The sequence below is a fragment of the Streptomyces sporangiiformans genome (genome assembly GCF_005768555.2).
Classification (GTDB): domain Bacteria; phylum Actinomycetota; class Actinomycetes; order Streptomycetales; family Streptomycetaceae; genus Streptomyces; species Streptomyces sporangiiformans.
This window is the reverse complement of record NZ_VCHX02000158.1, coordinates 64,544-85,284: the sequence shown is the minus strand read 5'-3', so window position 1 is coordinate 85,284 and position 20,741 is coordinate 64,544. Positions and strand designations below refer to the sequence as shown.

Annotated in this window: 16 protein-coding genes; 12 read left to right on the top strand and 4 right to left on the bottom strand. The window is 70.5% G+C overall.

Annotated elements, in window-relative coordinates; genetic code table 11:
* Positions 1–60 precede the first annotated feature (60 nt).
* Together FGD71_RS25610 and FGD71_RS25605 are read left to right on the top strand one after the other, a co-directional pair.
* Entirely contained in the window at positions 61–930 is an 870-nt protein-coding gene (locus tag FGD71_RS25610; protein ID WP_119102865.1) for a TIM barrel protein, read from the top strand.
* Between the two features lie 100 nt (positions 931–1,030).
* Entirely contained in the window at positions 1,031–1,924 is an 894-nt protein-coding gene (locus FGD71_RS25605) for a 2-hydroxy-3-oxopropionate reductase (RefSeq protein WP_119102864.1), read from the top strand.
* Between the two features lie 423 nt (positions 1,925–2,347).
* On the opposite strand, the gene gcl is transcribed toward FGD71_RS25605, so the two are convergent.
* Positions 2,348–4,132 carry a glyoxylate carboligase gene (gene gcl / locus FGD71_RS25600; protein WP_119102863.1) on the bottom strand — a complete coding sequence of 595 codons (1,785 nt, stop codon included), beginning with the start codon at positions 4,130–4,132 and terminating at the stop codon, positions 2,348–2,350.
* 282 nt (positions 4,133–4,414) lie between these two features.
* On the opposite strand from gcl, the gene FGD71_RS25595 reads away from it, so the two are divergent.
* Complete coding sequence (locus FGD71_RS25595) at positions 4,415–5,365, top strand: hypothetical protein (protein WP_119102862.1); 951 nt, start codon at positions 4,415–4,417, stop codon at positions 5,363–5,365.
* A 51-nt stretch (positions 5,366–5,416) separates the two neighbouring features.
* Entirely contained in the window at positions 5,417–5,968 is a 552-nt protein-coding gene (locus FGD71_RS25590) for a GNAT family N-acetyltransferase (RefSeq protein WP_119102861.1), read from the top strand.
* A gap of 52 nt (positions 5,969–6,020) precedes the next feature.
* Here the strand turns inward: FGD71_RS25590 and FGD71_RS25585 are convergent, their stop codons facing one another.
* Together FGD71_RS25585 and FGD71_RS25580 are read right to left on the bottom strand one after the other, a co-directional pair.
* Positions 6,021–7,670: an AMP-binding protein gene (locus FGD71_RS25585; protein WP_420878347.1), complete on the bottom strand. Its 1,650-nt coding sequence runs from the start codon at positions 7,668–7,670 to the stop codon at positions 6,021–6,023.
* 26 nt (positions 7,671–7,696) lie between these two features.
* Positions 7,697–9,421 (bottom strand): AMP-binding protein, encoded by a 1,725-nt coding sequence (locus tag FGD71_RS25580; protein ID WP_119102860.1) that lies wholly within the window; start codon positions 9,419–9,421, stop codon positions 7,697–7,699.
* A gap of 117 nt (positions 9,422–9,538) precedes the next feature.
* On the opposite strand from FGD71_RS25580, the gene FGD71_RS25575 reads away from it, so the two are divergent.
* The 4 genes from FGD71_RS25575 to FGD71_RS25560 all read left to right on the top strand — a co-directional run bounded on the left by FGD71_RS25575 (position 9,539) and on the right by FGD71_RS25560 (position 15,374).
* On the top strand, positions 9,539–10,375 hold the full coding sequence (locus tag FGD71_RS25575; protein WP_181359270.1) for a helix-turn-helix transcriptional regulator: 837 nt from the start codon (positions 9,539–9,541) through the stop codon (positions 10,373–10,375).
* A 138-nt stretch (positions 10,376–10,513) separates the two neighbouring features.
* A complete protein-coding gene (locus FGD71_RS25570) occupies positions 10,514–13,546 on the top strand; it encodes a helix-turn-helix transcriptional regulator (RefSeq protein WP_119102859.1) in 3,033 nt (1,010 codons plus the stop codon).
* A gap of 190 nt (positions 13,547–13,736) precedes the next feature.
* Positions 13,737–14,528, top strand: coding sequence for a S1 family peptidase (locus FGD71_RS25565; RefSeq protein WP_119102858.1), 792 nt, complete (start codon positions 13,737–13,739; stop codon positions 14,526–14,528).
* A 153-nt stretch (positions 14,529–14,681) separates the two neighbouring features.
* Positions 14,682–15,374, top strand: a complete 693-nt coding sequence (locus tag FGD71_RS25560; protein ID WP_119102857.1) for a LysE family translocator — start codon at positions 14,682–14,684, stop codon at positions 15,372–15,374.
* Between the two features lie 16 nt (positions 15,375–15,390).
* On the opposite strand, the gene FGD71_RS25555 is transcribed toward FGD71_RS25560, so the two are convergent.
* A complete protein-coding gene (locus FGD71_RS25555; protein WP_119102856.1) occupies positions 15,391–16,506 on the bottom strand; it encodes a winged helix DNA-binding domain-containing protein in 1,116 nt (371 codons plus the stop codon).
* Positions 16,507–16,737: 231 nt separating this feature from the next.
* Between FGD71_RS25555 and FGD71_RS25550 the strand changes: the two genes are divergently transcribed.
* From FGD71_RS25550 to FGD71_RS25535, 4 genes are all read left to right on the top strand, one after another.
* On the top strand, positions 16,738–17,910 hold the full coding sequence (locus FGD71_RS25550; RefSeq protein WP_119102855.1) for a magnesium and cobalt transport protein CorA: 1,173 nt from the start codon (positions 16,738–16,740) through the stop codon (positions 17,908–17,910).
* A 948-nt stretch (positions 17,911–18,858) separates the two neighbouring features.
* A complete protein-coding gene (locus tag FGD71_RS25545; protein ID WP_119102854.1) occupies positions 18,859–19,284 on the top strand; it encodes an STAS domain-containing protein in 426 nt (141 codons plus the stop codon).
* On the top strand, positions 19,281–19,952 hold the full coding sequence (locus FGD71_RS49065; RefSeq protein ID WP_240436763.1) for a hypothetical protein: 672 nt from the start codon (positions 19,281–19,283) through the stop codon (positions 19,950–19,952). The genes FGD71_RS25545 and FGD71_RS49065 overlap by 4 nt, the downstream gene beginning before the upstream one ends.
* On the top strand, positions 19,949–20,710 hold the full coding sequence (locus FGD71_RS25535) for an ANTAR domain-containing protein (RefSeq protein ID WP_240436762.1): 762 nt from the start codon (positions 19,949–19,951) through the stop codon (positions 20,708–20,710). The genes FGD71_RS49065 and FGD71_RS25535 overlap by 4 nt, the downstream gene beginning before the upstream one ends.
* Positions 20,711–20,741 lie beyond the last annotated feature (31 nt).

The following is a 20,741-nucleotide window of genomic DNA, read 5'->3' as shown; positions in this document are numbered from 1 at the left end:
GGGCAGTCTTCCATTGAACAGAAAATAGTTTCCACAATACGGAAGGAGCGTCGCCTTCCCATGCCAGGTTCTGCATCAGGTTCGGAATGGGGCACAGCCGCAGAGCAGCGCTTCGACGTCAACCTGTCGATCCTCTTCACGGAACTCCCGCTGCTGCAACGCCCCGCGGCCGCCGCGGCGGCCGGCTTCACCGCGGTGGAACTGTGGTGGCCCTGGGTCGACTCCCCCGTCCCCGAGCGGACCGAACTCGACGCGCTGAAAAGGGCGATCGAGGACGCGGACGTCCAACTGACGGGCCTGAACTTCTATGCCGGGCAGCTGCCGGGCCCGGACCGGGGTGCGCTGTCGATCCCGGGCGAGGAGTCCGAGAAGTTCCGCGCGAACGTCGACGTGGCGGCGGACTTCGCCCAGTCCCTGGGCTGCACGGCCCTCAACGCCCTGTACGGCAACCGCGTCGACGGCGTGACACCGGACGAGCAGGACGCGCTCGCACTGGAGAATCTGGTGCTCGCGGCCCGCGCCGCGAGCCGCATCGGCGCCATCCTGCTCATCGAGACCCTCAACCGGCCCGAGTCGCCGCACTACCCGCTGGTGACCGCCTCGGCGGGCATCGGCGTCGTCGACAAGGTCAACGAGGCGACCGGCCTCGGCAACGCCAAGTTCCTCATGGACCTCTACCACCTGTCCATGAACGGCGAGGACCTCCCGTCGGTGATCGAGCGCCACGCCGCGAAGACCGGCCACGTCCAGATCGCCGACAACCCCGGCCGCGGTGCCCCCGGCACGGGGACGCTCCCGCTGGCAGACCTCCTCGGGCGGCTGAAGAAGGCGGGTTACGAGGGCTGGGTCGGCCTGGAGTACAAGCCGGGCGACCGCCCGAGCACCGAGTCCTTCGCCTGGCTCCCGCCGGAGGCACGCGCGGCCCGGTGACACAGCCCGCCACGACACCCCACGGACGAGACCCGGCGACCCGTACCAGACCAGGCCCGGCAACCCATAGACGTAACACAGGAGTCAGAGAGGCACCCTCATGAGCAGCACGCTTCCCAAGGTCGCGTGGATCGGGCTCGGCATCATGGGCTCCCCCATGTCCGAGAACCTGATCAAGGCGGGCTACGACGTCACCGGCTACACCCTGGAGCGGGACAAGCTCGACCGCCTGGCCGCCGCCGGCGGCACCGCGGCCGGATCGATCGCCGAAGCCGTGCGGGACGCCGACGTCGTGATCACCATGGTGCCCGCGTCCCCGCAGGTCGAGGCCGTCTCGTACGGCCCCGGCGGCATCCTGGAGAACGCGAGGCCCGGCGCGCTCCTGATCGACATGTCGTCCATCACCCCGCAGACCTCGATCGACCTGGCCGAGGCAGCCTCGGACAAGGGCATACGCGTCCTCGACGCCCCGGTGTCCGGCGGTGAGGCCGGTGCCGTCGAGGCCGTGCTGTCCATCATGGTCGGCGGCGACCAGGCCGACTTCGAGCAGGCGAAACCGGTCTTCGAGGCGCTCGGCAAGACGATCGTGCTGTGCGGCCCGCACGGCTCCGGCCAGACCGTGAAGGCCGCGAACCAGCTGATCGTCGCGGTGAACATCCAGGCGTGCGCCGAGGCCGTGGTCTTCCTGGAGAAGTCCGGCGTGGACCTCGACGCCGCGCTCGACGTCCTGGGCGGCGGGCTCGCGGGTTCCACCGTGCTGACGCGCAAGAAGGACAACTTCCTGAACCGCGACTACAAGCCGGGCTTCCGCATCGACCTGCACCACAAGGACATGGGCATCGTCACGGACGCCGCCCGCCGAGTCGGCGCCGCACTGCCGACCGGCGCCGTGGTCGCCCAACTCGTCGCCTCACTACGCGCCCAGGGCGACGGCGACCTGGACCACTCGGCCCTGCTGCGAGCCGTCGAGCGTCTCTCCGGCACGCACGTCTGACCTGGGCCCGCGCCCGACAGCCCTCCGGGTGGCGCCGTGGCTGACACCTGTCCTGTCGCGCCCAAGCCACAGCGCCACCCGGAGCCACACCCCGCCGCGCCCCTACTCCAGCGTGCGTACGGGGCCTACGGAACCCTCAAATCAACCTCTGAACCTGGCTCAAGGGCTTCAACTTCCCCCGGATGCGGGCACATCATTCTCGGCACGAGGCCCGCCGGCACGGGGGCGGCGGGCCTCGGAGCGGGGGTCGGGGGACTGATGAGCAGCGGTGCGCACTGGAACTGCAACTCGGGCCGGAGCTGCGGCTCGGGCGGGAGCGGGCACGGCTGAGTCCCACCTGAGGGATTTCGTGCTCCCAGGCGTGGAGAAGGGCGGCCCACCTTCCGGTCGGCCGCCCCCCGCCATCGAGCCGCAGGCGCCGTATCAGACCTTCAACGGCCTGATCGATGTCGGCGTGTGGTCCGGATCGGTCGCGATCTCCTCGAACTCCACGACGTTGCCTATGTCGTTCGTCGTCGACATCGCGATGTTGGTGACGCGCTCCAGGATCACCTCGACGACTACCGGCACCTGATGCCGGTCGGCGAGCTTCTTGGCCTGCTCGAAGGCCGCGCCCAGTTCGTTCGGGTCGGTGACGCGGAGCGCCTTGCAGCCGAGACCTTCGACGACCTTGACGTGGTCGACGCCGTAGCCGCCGAGCTCGGGCGAGTTGATGTTCTCGAACTCCAGGTTGACCTGGAAGTCGATGTCGAACGCCCGCTGCGCCTGGCGGATCAGGCCCAGGTAGGAGTTGTTCACCAGGACGTGGACGTAAGGGATCCTGTGCTGGGCACCGACTGCCAGTTCCTCGATCATGAACTGGAGGTCGTAGTCGCCGGACAGGGCCACCACGGACGCCTCCGGGTCTGCCTTGGCGACGCCGAGCGCGGCAGGGACGGTCCAGCCGAGAGGGCCCGCCTGGCCGCAGTTGATCCAGTGGCGAGGCCGGTAGACGTGCAGCATCTGGGCTCCGGCGATCTGCGAGAGACCGATCGTCGACACGTACCGGGTCTCCGGGCCGAAGGCCTTGTTCATCTCCTCGTACACGCGCTGCGGTTTGATCGGGATGTCGTCGAAGTGTGTACGTCGCTGGAGCCGGGCTCGCTTCTCCTGTGCGGAGGCCGCCCACGCACTCCGGTCCGGCAGCCTGCCCGCGGTCCTCAACTCCCGTGCCACCTCGACGAACAGCTTCAGCGCGGCCTTCGCGTCGGAGGCGATGCCGTAGTCCGGGGCGAAGATCCTCCCGATCTGAGTCGGTTCGATGTCGACATGGACGAACGTCCGGCCGGCCGTGTAGACATCCAGCTTGCCGGTGTGGCGATTGGCCCAGCGGTTGCCTACACCGAGGACGAAGTCGGACTCCAGGAAGGTCGCGTTGCCGTAGCGGTGCGAGGTCTGGAGGCCGACCATGCCGGCGTTCAGCTCGTGGTCGTCGGGAAGGACGCCCCAGCCCATGAGGGTGGGGACGACCGGCGTGCCGGTCAACTCGGCGAATTCGACGAGGAGTTCGCAGGCATCGGCGTTGATGACACCGCCGCCTGCGACGATGAGCGGGCGCTCGGACTCGCCCATGAGCGCGAGAGCCTTCTCGATCTGTGCGCGGGTCGCCGACGGCTTGTAGACCGGCAGCGGCTCGTACGTCTCCGGGTCGAACTCGATCTCCGTCAGCTGGACATCGACGGGAAGGTCGATGAGGACGGGGCCGGGGCGGGCGGAGCGCATCAGGTGGAACGCCTGCTGGAAGACGCCCGGAACCTGGGCCGCCTCCAGCACCGTGACCGCCATCTTGGCGACCGGCCTGGCGATCGAGGCGATGTCGACGGCCTGGAAGTCCTCCTTGTGGATCACGGCGGTCGGCGCCTGGCCGGTGACGCACAGGATCGGGATCGAGTCGCCGGTCGCGGAGTACAGACCGGTGATCATGTCGGTGCCGGCGGGGCCGGACGTACCGACGCAGACACCGATGTTGCCGGAGTGGGTGCGGGTGTACCCCTCCGCCATGTGCGAGGCGCCCTCGACATGGCGGGCAAGGGTGTGGTCGATCCCGCCGGAGGCCTTGAGCGCGGCGTAGAAGGGGTTGATCGCCGCGCCCGGGACACCGAACGCGTGGCTGACCCCCTCACGCTTGAGGATCTCAACTGCCGTGCGGGCAGCGGTCATACGAGCCATGGCGTACTCCTGCTCGGGCTTGCTTCGGCCGTCGGATTCGAGCTCCCGTCGCGCCCCGCGGTGAGCTGTGAATTTCCCTGGGATTCCATGAATTCCGCATAACGGAAAATTACTTCTGCTATTTGGAAGCAATGTAAGCGGCGCCCCAGGGACCGTCAAGGGAGTGCGCGCGGGTCGCCGTGACCGGGCCCACGTGTCCGTTGCCCCAACTCCCTGCCGCGGGAGGCCCGCTTGGAGGACGATGGAGGCGCAGTCCCGATGTGACGTCTCTGGAGTGGGGACATGGCAGAGAGCGTTCCGGTGCGGTGCCCGGCCTGCCGTCGCGAGCACCACTACACAGCGCCGTCCTTTCCCTGTGCGTGCGGAGCACCCGTCACGCCCGCGCTCGACCTGCGCGCGGCCCTGGAGCCCGTCACGCACCACACCTGGGACGAGGACTGGGTCACGGTTCGCTGCGCGGCCTGCGGACGAGAGGACCAGTGGCCGCGGCCCGAACTGGGCTGCTCCTGCGGGACCGTGCTGCGAGTACCGGTGACGGAGCCACCCGCACAGCGCGGGCACGCACGGCCGGCGGAGCCCGCCACCGACACGGCGCCCGCCACCCGTACGGAAGCGGACGCCGCCCAGGACCCGGGCAGCGGCGAAGAGCCCCCGATGCCGTGGGCGGACGCCGGCACAGGCCCCGAAGTCCGGGCGGCCGAAGGTACCGACGACGGGTCAGGAGCCCGGAGGGCCGATGCAGGCGCCGACCACCCGGACTCGACATCGGGCCCGGCGCCAAACCCGACATCGGGCACAGGCCCGGGCACCCCTGCCCCGCGTATCCCCCTCCCCCGCTCGGCGTCCGCGCCCCGCCCCGCCTTCCAGCCCGTGACGATCCGTACCGCCCGGGACGCCGTGACCGTCGCTGCCCTGTACCTCCGCTGGCTCGGCTATCAGGACATCCGGCGGGCCGATCAGCGACCGCCCTCGGGGATAGGACTCGCGGCACGCGGAGTCCTCGCGCAGGTCGAGCCCGCCCTGAGCCCCGCCTCACTGCGCGACGTGGAGTGCCTGTGGCTGACGGCGATGACGGAATCGGTGGGCTGCGTCTACTTCTCGCTGGCCGGATACGCGGAGGACGCCCGTTCCCGGGCCGACTCCCTCGGCATCCCCCTCTTCGTACTGGATCTCACCGGCACTCCGCAGCCGGTCAACAGCCTCGCGGACGAGCTCATCGCCGCGGGCGCCTGACCACTCCGGCCGGCCCCGACAACCGCCCTGGCCGCCCGCATACTTGACGCCATGCCCATCAGACCCGCCGCCCCCGCCGACCTCCCGCTGCTCCAGGACATCGAACGCGCAGCGGGCGAACCGTTCCGCGCCCTCGGCATGCCGGAGATCGCCGATGACGAGCCGCCCGCGCCCGCCGCGCTGGAGCGCTTCCGGCAGGCCGGGCACGCCTGGGTCGCCGAAGGGGACGGCCGCATCGTCGCCTATCTGATCGGCGAGCCCGTGGACGGCGCCTTCCACATCGAGCAGGTCTCCGTCCACCCGGACGCGGGACGACGGGGCGTGGGCCGGACCCTGATCGCGTACGCCGCCGACCGCGCACGCGACCAGGGCCTGGCCGGTCTCACCCTGACCACCTTCACGGAGGTCCCCTGGAACGCCCCCTATTACGCACGCATCGGCTTCCGCGCCCTGGACGAATCCGAACTCACCCCGGGACTACGGAAGATCCGCGCCACGGAGGCCGAACACGGCCTCGACCGCTGGCCCCGGGTCTGCATGCGCAGGGAGACAGGGCCCAGCCGCGCCCCGGGCCTGAGCGCGGCTGAGCGGCTGAGCCACTAGGCCACCAATCCACTGAGCCGCTGAGCCACTAGGCCACAAACCCACTGCGCCACTAATCCGCGTACTTCTCCCGCAGTTCGACCTTCCGCACCTTCCCGGACACCGTCATCGGGAAGGACTCCATGATCCTCAGCCGGCTGGGGACCTTATAGTGCGCCAACTGCCCGGCGCAGAAGGCTTGCAGCTCCTCGAGGGTCAGCGGGGCGCCGGGGTCGCGCGGGACGACGCAGGCGAGTACCTCCTCGCCGTACCGCTCATGAGGTACGCCCACCACCTGAACGTCGGCGATCTTCGGATGCGCGTACAGGAACTCCTCGATCTCCCGCGGATAGATGTTCTCGCCGCCCCGGATGATCATGTCCTTGATCCGGCCGACGATCTGGACGTACCCGTCGTCGAGCATCACGGCCAGGTCCCCGGTGTGCATCCAGCGCCCGGAGTCGACGGCCTCCGCGGTCTTCTCGGGCTCCTCCCAGTAGCCGAGCATGACGCTGTAGCCACGGGTGCACAGCTCGCCGGCGGACCCGCGCGGCAGCGTCACCCCGCTCACCGGGTCGACGACCTTGACCTCGATGTGCGGCAGTACGCGCCCCACGGTGCCGGTCCGGTGCTCCAGGTCGTCCTCGCGGCGTGTCTGGAGGGAGACGGGCGAGGTCTCGGTCATGCCGTAGCAGATGGAGACCTCGGCCATGTGCATCTCGGCGACCACCCGCTTCATGACCTCCACCGGACAGGGCGAGCCCGCCATGATCCCGGTGCGCAGGGAGGAGAGGTCGTATGTGGCGAAGTCCGGCAGGTTGAGCTCCGCGATGAACATCGTCGGGACGCCGTACAGCGAGGTGCAGCGCTCCCGCTCGACCGCCTTCAGTGTCGCCGTCGGGTCGAAGGACGGCGCCGGGATCACGATGCACGCGCCGTGGGAGGTGGCGCCCAGGTTGCCCATCACCATGCCGAAGCAGTGGTACAGGGGGACGGGCAGACACACTCGGTCCTGTTCGGTGTAGCCGAGGGTCCGGCCCACCCAGTAGCCGTTGTTGAGGATGTTGTGGTGCGAGAGCGTGGCCCCCTTCGGGAAGCCCGTGGTGCCCGAGGTGTACTGGATGTTGACCGGGTCGTCACAGCTCAGGTCGGCCTGGGCCATGGTCAGTTGCTCGTACGGGACGGACGCGGCGCCCGCGACGAGCGCGTCCCAGCTCGGGTCGTCGATGAAGACCGTCTCGGTCAATCGCGGGCACTTCGCGCGTACTTGGCCGACCAGGGCCCGGTAGTCGCTGCCCTTGTGGGCGAGCGAGGCGACCAGGAGTGAGATCCCGGCCTGCCCGAGCACGTACTCCAACTCGTGGGCGCGATAAGCCGGGTTGATGTTCACCATGATCGCGCCGATGCGGGCGGTGGCGTACTGGACGAGCACCCACTCGGGGCAGTTGACCGCCCAGATGCCGACGCGATCGCCCTTGCGCACACCCTTGGCGAGCAGCCCGAGCGCCACCTCGTCGACCGCGGCGCCGAACTCGGCGTAGGTCCAGCGCCGTCCGGAGGGCACGTCGACGAGCGCGTCCCGCGAGGGGTACGCGGCGATCGCCCGGTCGAGGTTGGCTCCGATGGTGTCGCCCAGGAGCGGTGTCGTACTGGTCCCGTGGGTGTAACCGGCTGTCGGGGCATCGGCCCGCTGAGTGGGACTCGACGGCCCAGGCCCACTCACCGGAGGCCCACTCACCGAAGGCCCGCTCACCGGAAGTCCTCCTCGAGGTACTCGTCGGCGGAGCCCGCGGCGGTGGCCTCGCGCAGCTCGATCCGGCGGATCTTGCCCGACACGGTCTTGGGCAGATCGGCGAACTCCAGGCGGCGGATGCGCTTGTAGGGGGCGAGGGTGGTGCGGGAGTGCGAGAAGAGGACCTTGGCGGTGTCGGGCCCGGGCTTCCATCCCTCCGCCAGCACGACGTACGCCTTCGGGACGGCGAGGCGCAACTCGTCGGGGGCGGGCACGACGGCCGCCTCGGCGACGGCCTCGTGTTCGAGGAGCGCGCTCTCCAGCTCGAAGGGGCTGATCTTGTAGTCGCTGGCCTTGAACACGTCGTCGGCGCGGCCCACGTACGTGATGTAGCCGTCCGCGTCCCGTGAGCCGATGTCGCCCGTCCGGTAGTAGCCGCCCGCCATCGCCTCCGCCGTACGGTCGGCGTCGCCGTGGTAGCCGGTCATCAACCCCACGGGCCGGGCGGACAGGTCGAGGGCGATCTCGCCCTCGTCCAGGCCCGGCATGCCCGACACCGGATCGAGCAGCTCGACACGGAAGCCGGGGCTGGGCCGGCCCATGGAGCCCGTCTTCAGCTTCTGTCCCGGGCTGTTGGACACCTGCACGGCCGTCTCGGTCTGCCCGAAGCCGTCCCGGATCGTCACTCCCCATGCCCGCCGCACCTGTTCGATGACCTCGGGGTTCAGGGGTTCCCCTGCGGCGACGGCCTCCCGCGGCGGCGTCCGCAGCTGGGTCAGGTCGGCCTGGATGAGCATGCGCCACACGGTGGGAGGGGCGCAGAAGGTCGTCACGCCCGCGCGGTCCATCTCCGCCATCAGCCGGCCCGCGTCGAAGCGCGTGTAGTTGTGGATGAAGACGGTGGCTTCGGCGTTCCAGGGTGCGAAGAGGTTCGACCAGGCGTGTTTGGCCCAGCCGGGCGAGGAGATGTTCAGGTGCACGTCGCCCGGTTTCAGGCCGATCCAGTACATGGTCGCCAGGTGCCCGATGGGGTACGACACATGGGTGTGCTCGACCAGCTTGGGGCGCGCGGTGGTGCCCGAGGTGAAGTACAGCATCAGCGGGTCGTCCGGGCGGGTGACGCCCTCGGGCACGAAGTCAGCGGAGGCGGCGTACGCCTCCTCGTACGGCCGCCACCCTGCCGGGCGACCGCCGGTCTGCGGGCAACTGCTGATGCCCGGCCAGCCTTCGGTCTCCGGTGGACCGCCGACCGAGATCCGGGTGTAACGGCCGGGCACGTCGCCGAACTTGCCGGTGTCCTCGGCGCGCACGATCACATGCCGTACGCGCCCGCGCTCGATGCGGTCGCGCAGGTCCGCGGGGCCGAGCAGCGGGGTCGCCGGGATGACGACGGCGTGCAGCTTCATCGCGGCGAGGGCCGTCTCCCAGAGCTCGACCTGGTTGCCGAGCATGACGAGGACGCGGTCCTCGGCGCGCACGCCCTGGTCGCGCAGCCAGTTGGCGACCCGGGCCGAGCGCTCGGACAGCGCGGCGAAGGACAGCTGGGTGCGTGTGCCGTCCTCCTCGACGATGTGCAGCGCGGTGCGGTCGTTGCCGCGGGCGATGACGTCGAACCAGTCGAGCGCCCAGTTGAAGAAGTCCGGGCGGGGCCAGGCGAAACCCTCGTAAGCCGTGGCATAGTCCTCACGGTGCTCCAGCAGGAAGTCCCGCGCGCTGCGGAAGCTCTCGGTGGGCGTCGTCATCTGTCCTCCTCGGACCCGGCCGCATTGCCGGGCAACTCAATGACATCGTGTAATCGGTGATGCGGGTCTCACCACCCCCGGACGGGGGTGGTGTGTTGTGGCCGAAGGGAGGAGCACGTGGCGGCGGACGTCAGCGGAGCGGTGGAGATGCGCGGCGCCCTGATGCGGCTGCGGCGCGCGACAGGGCTGCCGGTCGCGTTCGGCGGCCTGGTCGAGCCGGACAGTGGGCAGATGCGCATCAGCGAGTTGACGGGTACGGCGACGACGGCGCTCAGGGCGCTCGCGGTGTCGTCGGGCAACGGGCTCGGTGGCAAGACGGTGGCCCTCGCGCGGCCCTGCTCCGTCACGGACTACTCCTCCTCGCGGCAGATCAGCCATGAGTACGACGCCGCGGTCGCCGCGGAGGGGCTGCGGTCCGTCCTCGCGGTGCCGATCGTCGTACGCCGCCGGGTGCGCGGCGTCCTGTACGGCGCCCTGCGCACCGCCCAGCCGCTCGGCGACCGGACGCTGACCTCGGCCGTGGAGGCGGCGCGGGACGTGGAGCAGTCGCTGGTCGTGCGGGACGAGGCGCACGGCCTGCTGGCGGCGGCGCGGGAGCCGGAGACCGCCTCGGGCGCGGCGTGGGAGCAGGTCCGCGAGGCGCACGGGGCGCTGCGGGCGCTGGCACCGCGTGTCGAGGACCCGGCGCTGCGGGCCGAACTCCTCGCGGTGTGCGACACGCTGGCCGCGGCGCCGGCCTCGCCGCCCATGGCCCACGGGGTTCGCCTCTCCCCGCGTGAACTGGACGTCCTGGCCTGCGTCGCCGCCGGCACGACCAACGCCGCCGCCGCGGACCGGCTCGGTCTGCGGTCCGAGACGGTGAAGGCGTATCTGCGCTCGGCGATGCGCAAACTGGGGGCGCACACCAGGCTGGAGGCAGTGGTGGCGGCGCGACGGGCCGGGCTGCTGCCCTGAAGTCCAAAGCCATTCACGCACGCGCGCTCTGAAATCCCGTATACCAAAACTCTGTTATTTCCCTCACGGTGCACCCCTCCGAAATTCAGGGGCTCTTTGCTTAATATTGAACCGAACACGACATGAGGGAGGGTCCGCGTGCGGCGGGATTTCGAAGATCCTGTCAGACCCCGTTCCGACCAGGTCATCGGCCGGGACGAGCTGCTGACACGGGCACGTGAGCAGCTCTCCTCTGGCGGCAGCGTCCTCTTGTACGGTCCGCCCGGAATCGGAAAGTCGACCGCCCTTCGGGCACTGGCCGCGGAATACGCCGAATCGGCCCGGACCGTGTTGCGCTGCTCGGCCACCGAGTCGGAATCGCACCTCCCCTTCCTCGCCCTCGTCGATCTGCTCGGTCTCGTCGCCGACGGGGTGGCGCACGCGCTGCCGGCCCCGCAGCGCGCCGCACTCGAAGCGGCGCTCACCGGCCGTGCCGAATCGTCCCTGCACCAGGGCGGTCTGGCACTGCGCCTCGCGGTGCTGTCGGTACTGCGCGCACTCGCGGCCAAAGGCGACGTCCTGCTCGTCGCCGACGACCTCCAGTGGCTGGACGCGCCCAGCGCGGAGCTGCTCGGCTTCGCGGCCCGTCGCCTCGGCGGGCTGCCGGTACGGATGCTCGGCGCGGTGCGTACGGGCACCGAACCGAAGGAGCAGGAACACGTTCCGTATCTACGCGCGTATCCTCCGGAATCGCTCGCCCTGCGCCTGGATCCCCTCTCCCGCCCGCAGGTTTCCGAGCTCCTCGCCGCCCGCGGCTACACCGGCCTGCGCCGCTCGACCGTCCGCGACATCCACGTCACCAGCGGCGGCAACCCGCTGTTCGCGCTCGAACTCGGCCGCGCCCTGGCCGAGAGCCCGACACCGCCCCGCCCCGGCGAGCCGCTGCCGGTGCCGACCTCGCTGCGCGCGCTCGTCCTCAGCCGCCTCGACCTCCTGTCCGCCGAGGCCCGGCGCACCCTGCTCGTCGCGAGCGCCGGAGCACGCCCCACACTGGCGCTGCTGCACGCAGCGGGCCGTACGAACGCCGAGGCCGAGACGGCGCTCGCGGCCTCGCTCGGGCTGGTGGCGACCAGCGGACCGGAGGGCCAGGAGGGGGCCGTACGGTTCGCGCATCCACTCGTCTCGGCCGCGCTGTACGCGCAGGCGACGCCCCAGGAGCAGCGGGCCGCCCACTCAGCGCTGTCCACAGCGGCCTCCGACCCGATCGAGCGGGCGCGCCATCTGGCCCTGGCCACCACCGGAAAGGACGAGCGCGTCGCCGCACGCCTCGCCGAGGCCGCTGCGCTGGCCCGAGACCGTGGGGCACCCTCGGTCGCGGCCCAGCTCGGGATGCTCGCGGCGCGGCACACCCCGCCCGGTGCCCGACCCGGCGCGGACGAACGCCGGTTGAGATCGGCCGAGGACGCGCTGACCTCCGGCGACATCGACCTCGCGCGCGAAGTGGCCCGTGACGTGCTGGACCGGGCGACCGACGCGGCGGTCCGGGTGCGCGCCTGGATGGTCGTGATCGACGCGGCCGGCCAGGCCATGAGCGAGGTCGACGCCGTCTTCCCGCAGGCACTCGCGGACGCGGGCGACGACCCGCGGCTACTCGCCCTCGTCCGGTACCAACTGGCCTGGCGAGCGCTGCTCGTCGAGGGCGAGATGGCCAAGGGCCGGGAGGAGGCCGCGCACGCCGCGCGGCTCGCCGCCACCGCCGGCGACCGGAGTACCGAGTTGCTCGCCCTGTCGTTCCAGGCCCAGATGGAGACCCTGATGGGGCATCCCGATGCCTTGGCGACCGTCGAACGGGCGCTCACGGAACCCCAGGACCCGAGGGTGGCCTGCGACCACAACGGCGCGGGCGCCACCCGGTTCCGCTGGCAGATCATGAGCGACCAGCTCACCGAGGCACGTACGACGATCACCCGGCTGCTGAGCGAGGTGCGGCGGCGCGGCATGGTCGAGAGCGAGGTGCACTTCCTGCGCGGGCTCGCCGAGACCGAACTGCGCTCCGGGCACTGCGGCCGAGCGCTCGCCCTAGCCCACGAGAGCCTGCGGCTCGGACGGGACACGGGGATCGGCGAGGCGGCGGGCAACATGTTCACCTCCCTCGCCGAGGCCGCGGGCGGCGACCTGGACCGGGCGCTCGCCCTGGCGGGCGACGCGGTCAGCCGCGCCGAGGAGGACGGCGACCTGATCTATCTGTCACGTGCGCTGGGCGCGCTCGGCCATGCCCGGCTCGTGGCCGGGGACGCCGCCGGAACGGTTCAGTCGCTGCGCAGGGCACGGGAGTTGGAGCAGCGGCTCGGCATCTTCGATCCCGCACGGGGCCGCTGGCACGGCGACCTCGCCGAGGCGCTGATCCGGATCGGCGAACTCGCGGAGGCGCAGGACGTCATCGACGCCACGCGCGAGCACGCGGAGCGGCTCGGGCGCGCGAGCGTCCTCGCCGTACTGGATCGGGCCGAGGCCCTGGTGAAGGCCGCGCGCGGCGAACACGAGGCGGCAGCCCGGCAGTTGGCCTCGGCCCAGGCCCGGCTCGGACGCTTGGGGTACGGACTCGAAGAGGCGCGCGCCGCTTTGGAGTTGGCGCGGCTGCGAGTGGAGCGGGCGCAGAGGGCGGGGGCCGGGTCCGCGTCCGCGTCCAAGGCAGCGGCAGGGGCAGGGACGGGGCCGAGCGCCTACGACGAGACGGCGCGGCTGTTCCGGCGGTGCCAAGCCGCGCCATGGCTACGGCAGTTGGAAGCGGCCGTCGGGGCCTTGACCGGACCTGCCGCCTCGTCCGCCTCCGCGGACTCCACGTCCACCACGACGCCGGGGACGCCGACTGGCTCCGCCGCTCCCGCAACCTCCGCGGCTTCCGAGGCACCCGGGGCACCCTTGCCATCCGGGACATCCGCGGCCTCCGGGGTTGGCCCCGCCCCGTCGACCGCCCAGAGTGCTTGCCCGGAACTCGACCAGCTCGCCGCGACAGAGCGTCAGGTCGCCTCGCTCGTCCTGGAAGGGGCCACCAACCGCGAGATCGCCGCACGGCTGTTCATCAGCGTGAAGACGGTGGAGGCGACCCTCACCAGGGTCTACCGGAAACTGGGGATCCGCTCGCGGGTCGACATCGTGCGGTTGGCGGCGGGACAGAAGCGGACAGGGTGACCTCGAAGGTCCGAAGGGTTGGCGCTGGGCAACCGAGGGTTTTCCCTCGCCAACTCCCGCAGGGCGTTCCCTCATTGGAGAGAGTACGGGTCCGCTTCTAGCGTGGGACACGCCCCGCAGGCCGTCGCACGCCCCCCACGCACCACAGCCCCCCACAGTGCACCCCCCACCGGCACTCCTGAGGAGATCCATGTTCGGGCTCACCCTTGCCAAAAAGGCCCTCGCCGTCACCGCGGCGGTCGCCGCCGCCACGACCACCGGCCTGCTCGGCGCGACCACCGCAAGCGCCGCTCCCCAGCCCATCGTCGGCGGCTCGACGACCACGGCGTCCGCGTACCCGTACGTCATGCAGATCACCGACTCCTCGCAGAACCAGTTCTGCGGCGGCACCCTGGTCTCGGCGACCAAGGTCGTCACCGCCGCCCACTGCATGGTCGACGAGACCCCGAGCAGCGTCCGCGTGGTCGGCGGCCGCACCTACCGCAACGGCACGAACGGCACCGTGGCCCGGGTCAGCAAGATATGGATCCACCCGGACTACAGCACCGTCACGCGGGGCGACGACGTCGCCGTGCTCACCCTGTCGACGTCCATGCCGTACACGCCGATCGGTTACGTCTCCTCCTCCGACACCGGCGTGTACGCGGCCGGCACCACGGCCCGCATCCTCGGCTGGGGCACCACCAGCTCGAACGGTTCCTCCTCCAACCAGTTGCGCACCGCGACGGTCCCGACCGTCTCGAACTCCTCCTGCTCCTCCTCGTACGGTTCCCGGTTCGTCGCGAGCGACATGGTGTGCGCGGGCTACGCGCAGGGCGGCACCGACACCTGCCAGGGCGACAGCGGCGGTCCGTTCGTCATCGGCGGCCGGCTCGCCGGCATCACGTCGTGGGGCGACGGCTGCGCGGCCGCGGGCTCGCCCGGCGTCTACACCCGGCTGACGACCTTCTCGTCGCTGGTGACGACGCAGATCAACTCCTGAGCACCTCTCAGGTAACGCCAGGGGGCGTTGCGGGCCGCCACGAGCGGTTCGCAACGCCCCCGGTCCATGCAACACGGTCGGCCGGCCCACGCGCAGGCGTGGACACGTTGTCAGTGCCGCCTGATTGAATGGGTCGCCTAGGGGGTGACGGGCATGGTGTCCACAGATCGTTTCCTGGCCTTCGCGGCCATGTCACTGCTGGTGATCGTGATTCCTGGCCCCAGCGTGCTGTTCGTGATCGGCCGCGCACTCGCCCACGGCAGGCGCACGGCGATAGCCACGGCGCTCGGGAACGTGCTCGGCTCGTACGTCCTGGTCGTGGCGGTGGCCGTCGGCATCGGCTCGCTCGTCGAGCGCTCGGCCGCCGTCTTCCTGGCCGTCAAGCTGGCGGGCGCCGCGTATCTGGTGTTCCTCGGCGTCCAGGCGTTCCGCCACCGCAAGGACCTGAAGGCCTCGGCGATCGCGGCAGGGGCGACGGGTTCGCCGGAAGCGACGGGATCGGCAGGCGCGACGGGATCGGCGGGTGCGGCCCGCGGCGATCTGCGGACGGTCCTGGACGGCGCCGTCGTCGGCGTCACGAACCCCAAGGGCATCGTCTTCTTCGCCGCCATACTGCCCCAGTTCGTGGACCAGTCGGCCGGCCAGCTTCCCTTGCAGATGCTCCTTCTGGGCCTGGTCCCGATATCCATAGGCCTGGTCACGGACACCTTGTGGGGCCTGACCGCCGCCGCGGCCCGCACGTGGTTCGCGCGCTCGGACCGCCGCCTGTCGATGATCGGCGGCGCGGGCGGCTTCACCATGATCGGCCTGGGTGTGACGGTCGCGGCGACGGGCCGGGCGGACTGAGATTACGCCGGCGCCCTCAGGCGCGTACGACGGCTCCGAACCGGATGTCGTGCGAGGAGGCCGCGCTCAGCACCGACAGCATCCGCTCCCCTTCCTCGACGACCTGGTCACGCTCGCCCTTGGTGAGGGGGTCGAACGGCTCGACGGTGACCACGGCGCGGTCGCGCGACTCCTCCAGCCGCCATACGCCCCTGAGGAACCCGTCCACGAGCAACGTGCGGTAGGCCTGGTTGCCCTGCCAGCTGCGCCCCTTGTACTCGGTGGGGACCACTCGGGAGCGGTCGGCGTGCGAGAGGAGCAGGTTGTCGAACTCGGGCAGGAGGCGGGGTGGTGCGGGGGTGTCCGCGTCCGGGCGGGGCGCGTCCGGGAGGTCGAAGAGTTCGACGCCGTTCTCGTCGCGGAAGGTGATCAACTGGGGCCGCAGGCGTTCAAAGGCCTCGCGCAGCCGGGTCAGGCCCGCCCAGGTCTGCATGTCCTTGACGGAGGCGGGGCCGAAGGCGGCGAGATAGCGCAGCACGGTCGCGTCGGGCGCGGGAGCGGGCTCGGCGGGGCGGCCGAGCCAGTGCTCGGCGGTGGTGAGCGCGACCTGGCCGCTCCTGCCCCACATCCCGCGCGGCGTGACCTGGACGAGGGGCAGCCGACAGCGGGCGGCGATGGAGAGGGCCTGCGGGTCGGCTTCGGGCCACTCGACGAGCAGTGCCTCGCGCAGTTCCTTCATGGTGCGCGGCTCGGCCTCGACCAGCTCCCGGCTGATCGCGGCGAGCCGGTCCAGGTCGACCCCGGCGAGCCCGTCGCGGAAGCCGTACAACTCCCGCTCGCGGGCGGACTGCACCAGCGGCCGCAGCGTGAGGCAGTCGTCTGCGGTGTGCGTGTGGATGGTCGAGCGCAGGGTCACGATGCGTACGACCTCGCGGGCGCCCATCGCCGCCGACAGCTCCTCGGGGTCGAAGCCCTCCAGACGGGCGGCGAGCGCGTAGTACGGCGGCTTCACGTTCTGCGCCTGCAGACCGACGAGGTGCTCGACGGCGTCCTTCGCGGACAGGGCCGCGCGACGCAGGAGCAGTTGCCGCTCGAGAGTCGCACGGTTCAGCGCGCGGACGCTCAGCACAGGGGCGGTCGAGGTCTTCGTCATGCTCCGCACGCTAGCGGGACTTGCGGACACCCTCTGTCCGCAAACCTTGCCGATCTCCTACCCGATTCCCCGGCCGACCCCATGTCGGGGTCATTTGACCCGTATATCCTGCCCCAAGATCAGAGAGACAGAGCCGGAGCCGGACAGAACCAGAGCGCCGGACAGAACCAGAGAGCCGGACACAACCAGCGAGTCAGAGCCACAGACCTTCGAACACGGGAGGCAGCCGCGATGCCGGAGCGCCGAGTCCGCCCCGTACCCGCCGCGAAGAGCAGCCGGAAGTCGGCGTGGCGGCGCGCCATGACTGCGTCGGCCCCGCCGTCCGGGGAGCCACCGAAGCCCCGTCCGACCCCGTCGGCCTCGACCTCCGCGGAGCCGGCCGTCGCCAGCGTCGTCGAGGCGGCCCTCTACCGCGACGGGGTACGCGTCTCCACGCCCGGCTCACTCGCGCAGACCTTCCGTGAGCTGCGCGAGCAGCGGGACGGCATGGCGTGGATCGGTCTGGCCCGTCCGACGGAGTCCGAAATCCTGTCGCTGGCCGAGGAGTTCGACCTCCATCCGCTCGCCGTCGAGGACGCGATGGAGGCGCATCAGCGCCCCAAGCTGGAACGCTACGGCGAGACCCTGTTCGTCGTCCTGCGCGCCGCCCGCTATCTCGACGCACCGGAGGAGGTGGACTTCGGCGAGCTGCACGTGTTCGTCGGCCCCGACTTCGTGATCACGGTCCGGCACGGTGCGGCACCGGACCTCTCGGCCGTCCGCCGCCGCATGGAAAAGACACCGGAACTGTTGAAGCTGGGCCCGGAGGCGGTCCTGTACGCGATCCTGGACGCGGTGGTCGACGGCTACCTGCCGGTCGTCGCCGGCGTCCAGAACGACATCGACGAGATCGAGACAGAGGTCTTCAGCGGCGACCCGGAGGTCTCCCGCCGCATCTACGAACTCTCCCGTGAAATGGTCGAGTTCCAGCGCGCCACCCGCCCTCTGGTCGGCATGCTGCACGGCCTGATGGCGGGCTTCGCCAAGTACGACACCGACGAGGAACTCCAGCGCTACCTCCGCGACGTCGCCGACCACGTCACCCACACCAGCGAACGCGTCGACGGCTTCCGCCAGGGCCTCGCCGACATCCTCACGGTGAACGCGACGCTGGTCACGCAGCAGCAGAACGCGGAGATGCGGGCGTTGGCGGAGGCGGGCTTCGAACAGAACGAGGAGATCAAGAAGATCTCGGCCTGGGCGGCCATTCTCTTTGCTCCCACACTCGTGGGAACTATCTATGGCATGAACTTCGAGGACATGCCTGAGTTGGGCTGGAGCTTCGGATACCCCTTCGCGATCGGCTTGATGGGGGTTGTCTGTGTCAGTTTGTACGTGATTTTCAAGCGGCGGGACTGGCTCTAGGGTCCGGCAATCGCCCCTCAAGCCACTCGGACTGTTCGCTCTCGCATCGCGCGAAAACAGAGCTGTGACAAGCCCTGGGGAGAAGTGATGCGGGTGATCTCCTCGTCCTGCCGCCAACAAACCCCCTGACCAGGCCTTTTGGGCGACCGTGAACGCTGGGGAGAATCCGGGGAGGAACGAACGGCAGCCCACACCATGCGCCTGCGGCATCGAGCACGCCTGGTTTTTCGTTCGGCGCCCCCTGCGGCGCGTCACAGACAGTGACATCCATGGAGAACGCCGCGCCCTCCGGGCTCTTACGCGGCGTGGTTCGCGGGGCGAACCGAAAAGCCAAGGCACCGCGGACGCCTTCACAGGCTGTGCGGTCGCAAGGGCTACGACCTCCGCGCGTGGGGCCACCAGAGCAGTTGAAGCCGGCCCCGAAGGCGAGTGAATCCGCCGCCCCGTGCGTGAAGGTCGTCCGGCCGCGGTCTCCACCGGTTCCTGAGGTCCGGGCCGTGCGACTTGCAGCATTGTCCAGTTCAGTGCTCGGCTCGTCGGGATCGGGCTTCTACAGGGTTGAACTGTTCGGCTCCGTCATGCGAAGCCACCTCCTCGGGCAGTCGACGGACTGCCATTCCTGTTTGTGGCACTGTCCACAATCTGGGAATGGGCGGCTTCCGGCCGTCCGCCGGACTGGGGAAAGGACTATGCTGCTGTACGGACGTCCCAGACCCCGGCGGCTCGTCGTTGCTCGACACAAATGGCTACGGGGAGCGGATCTTTCGTCCGTCACCCGGCGCATCCCTGGAGGGAACTGGGTGGTCCTCTGTCCTGTCGCACAGGCTGCCGGACCGGCCGTTGCTCCACCTCCGCCGAACGTACGCCCCTGCCCGCAGCGCGCCAAGGGGGCCGGGAATCCCGGCGTCACCGCGTGCGCTGCCGGATGGTCTTCTGAACCGAGGCTTCATGCCCCTACCGCAGCTCAACGTCTACCGCCATGGTCGAAGGCACCGGGCACTGATCACCCTGGCCGGTGAGATCGACCTGGAATCGGCGCCGCTGGTGCGCGCGGCACTGGCGCGGTGTCTGAGCGACGGCTTCCGTGCCATCGACGTCGACCTCACCCCCGTCACCTTCTGCGACTGCAGCGGCCTCAACGCCTTCCTGGACGCCGCGCAGAAGACCACGGAGGCCGGCGGGACTCTGCGTCTGCACCGCCCACCACCGACACTGGGCCCATTATTCGACCTCACCGGTTCCGGGTTCCTGCTGCTTGGCGTTCCGTTCGGGAAACTGACGCATCCTCTCGGAGGTGTACCAGCCCCGGCCGCCCAAGCCCCGCCGCGCCGGACCGTTCCGTTTGCCTCTGTCCTCTCGGGCGATGCGCGGTGACGGCCCGGTCCGGGCAGGGGCAGCCGTACAAGCCCCGTGGTGGCGAACCGTCCGACGCGGACGTGGACGCGGTGCGGTTGCGTCAGGTGAACCGCTGGCAGGCGCAGGGCGTGAGCGGGGGCCTCGCGGATCTGTACGTGGACTCCCGCGAGACGTCACCCCGTGAGGCGTACCGCCGTCCCAGCCGCCGGCACTTTCTGAACCGTCTCACCGCCGACATCCGTCGGCCGGGGTTCGCCATGGTGATCGCGGAGACGGACCACCTGGTGGGATGCGCCTTCGGCTTCCCGGTGCGCAGCGACGGCTATTGGTGGCTCGGGTTCGACGGAGCACTGCCGCACAGCATCAAGCAACTCACCGAGTCGGGCGGCGTCTTCGCGATCACCGACATCCTGGTCCGCCCGCACCCGCAGGACCAGGACGTGGCCCGCCGGTTGCAGGAGCGGCTGCTGACGGATCACCAGGCGTCTCTCGGTACCACCCTGGTGGACCGGGCCGATCGCCCAACGCTCACTGCGCTCCGCTCCTGGGGATGGCTGGACGTGGGAGAGATCTGGAGGCCGATCAGCGCCATGCTGCTCCGGGTGCTGGTCCTTCCCGTCGGGGAACGTACCGCGGCGAGGCTGGAGGGCCTGGCGCCCGATGCCTGGACCCGGTGGCCCGGGTGAGGTCCGACAGCCGCTCGGCTCGTATCCAGGCGCTGGTCGTCGAGCAGGCGGCCCGACGCGGCGCCCGGGTCGGCGTGGTGGATGTGTGCACCGCGGCCGTGGCCGCGCTGCCGGTGGGCGGGGCAGGGCTGTCGGCGATGTCCCGGACCACGACGAGCCATCCGCTGTGCAGCACCGACGACATCAGCGAGCAGCTGGAGGAGCTCCAGCTCACCCTGGGCGAGGGACCCTGCGTGGACGCCTTCACACAGGGTTCCGCCATCCTGACACCCGATCTGCTGACCGGCGCAACGCAGGACCGCTGGCCCGTGTTCGCCGATGCGGCGCTGGAAGCCGGGGCACGCGCGGTGTTCGCGCTCCCCCTGCAGATAGGGGCGATCAGCCCGGGAGTCCTGGACCTGTACGCCGACGTGCCGACCGTGCTGGACGCCGAGGAGTTGGCCGACGCGCTGGCGTTCGCCGATCTCGCGACGCTGCTCCTGCTCGATACTCGGATCGACGAGACGGGCGCGCCGACCGGCGGACCGTTACCGGACCGCGGCTTCGAGGACCTGGGCGGATACCGGCCGGAGATCGACCAGGCCACCGGCATCCTCACCGTCCAGCTCGGCGTCGGCATCGACGAAGCCTTCGTCCGGCTCCGTGCTTACGCCTATACGCAGGGACGCCGACTCGCCGAGGTGGCCGCCGACGTGGTGGCCCACCGGCTCCGCTTCTCCCCCGACGCGGAACCGAGACAAACCGACGAGGAAACCTGACGCACCGGTGCCGACCGACGAACGTACTGCA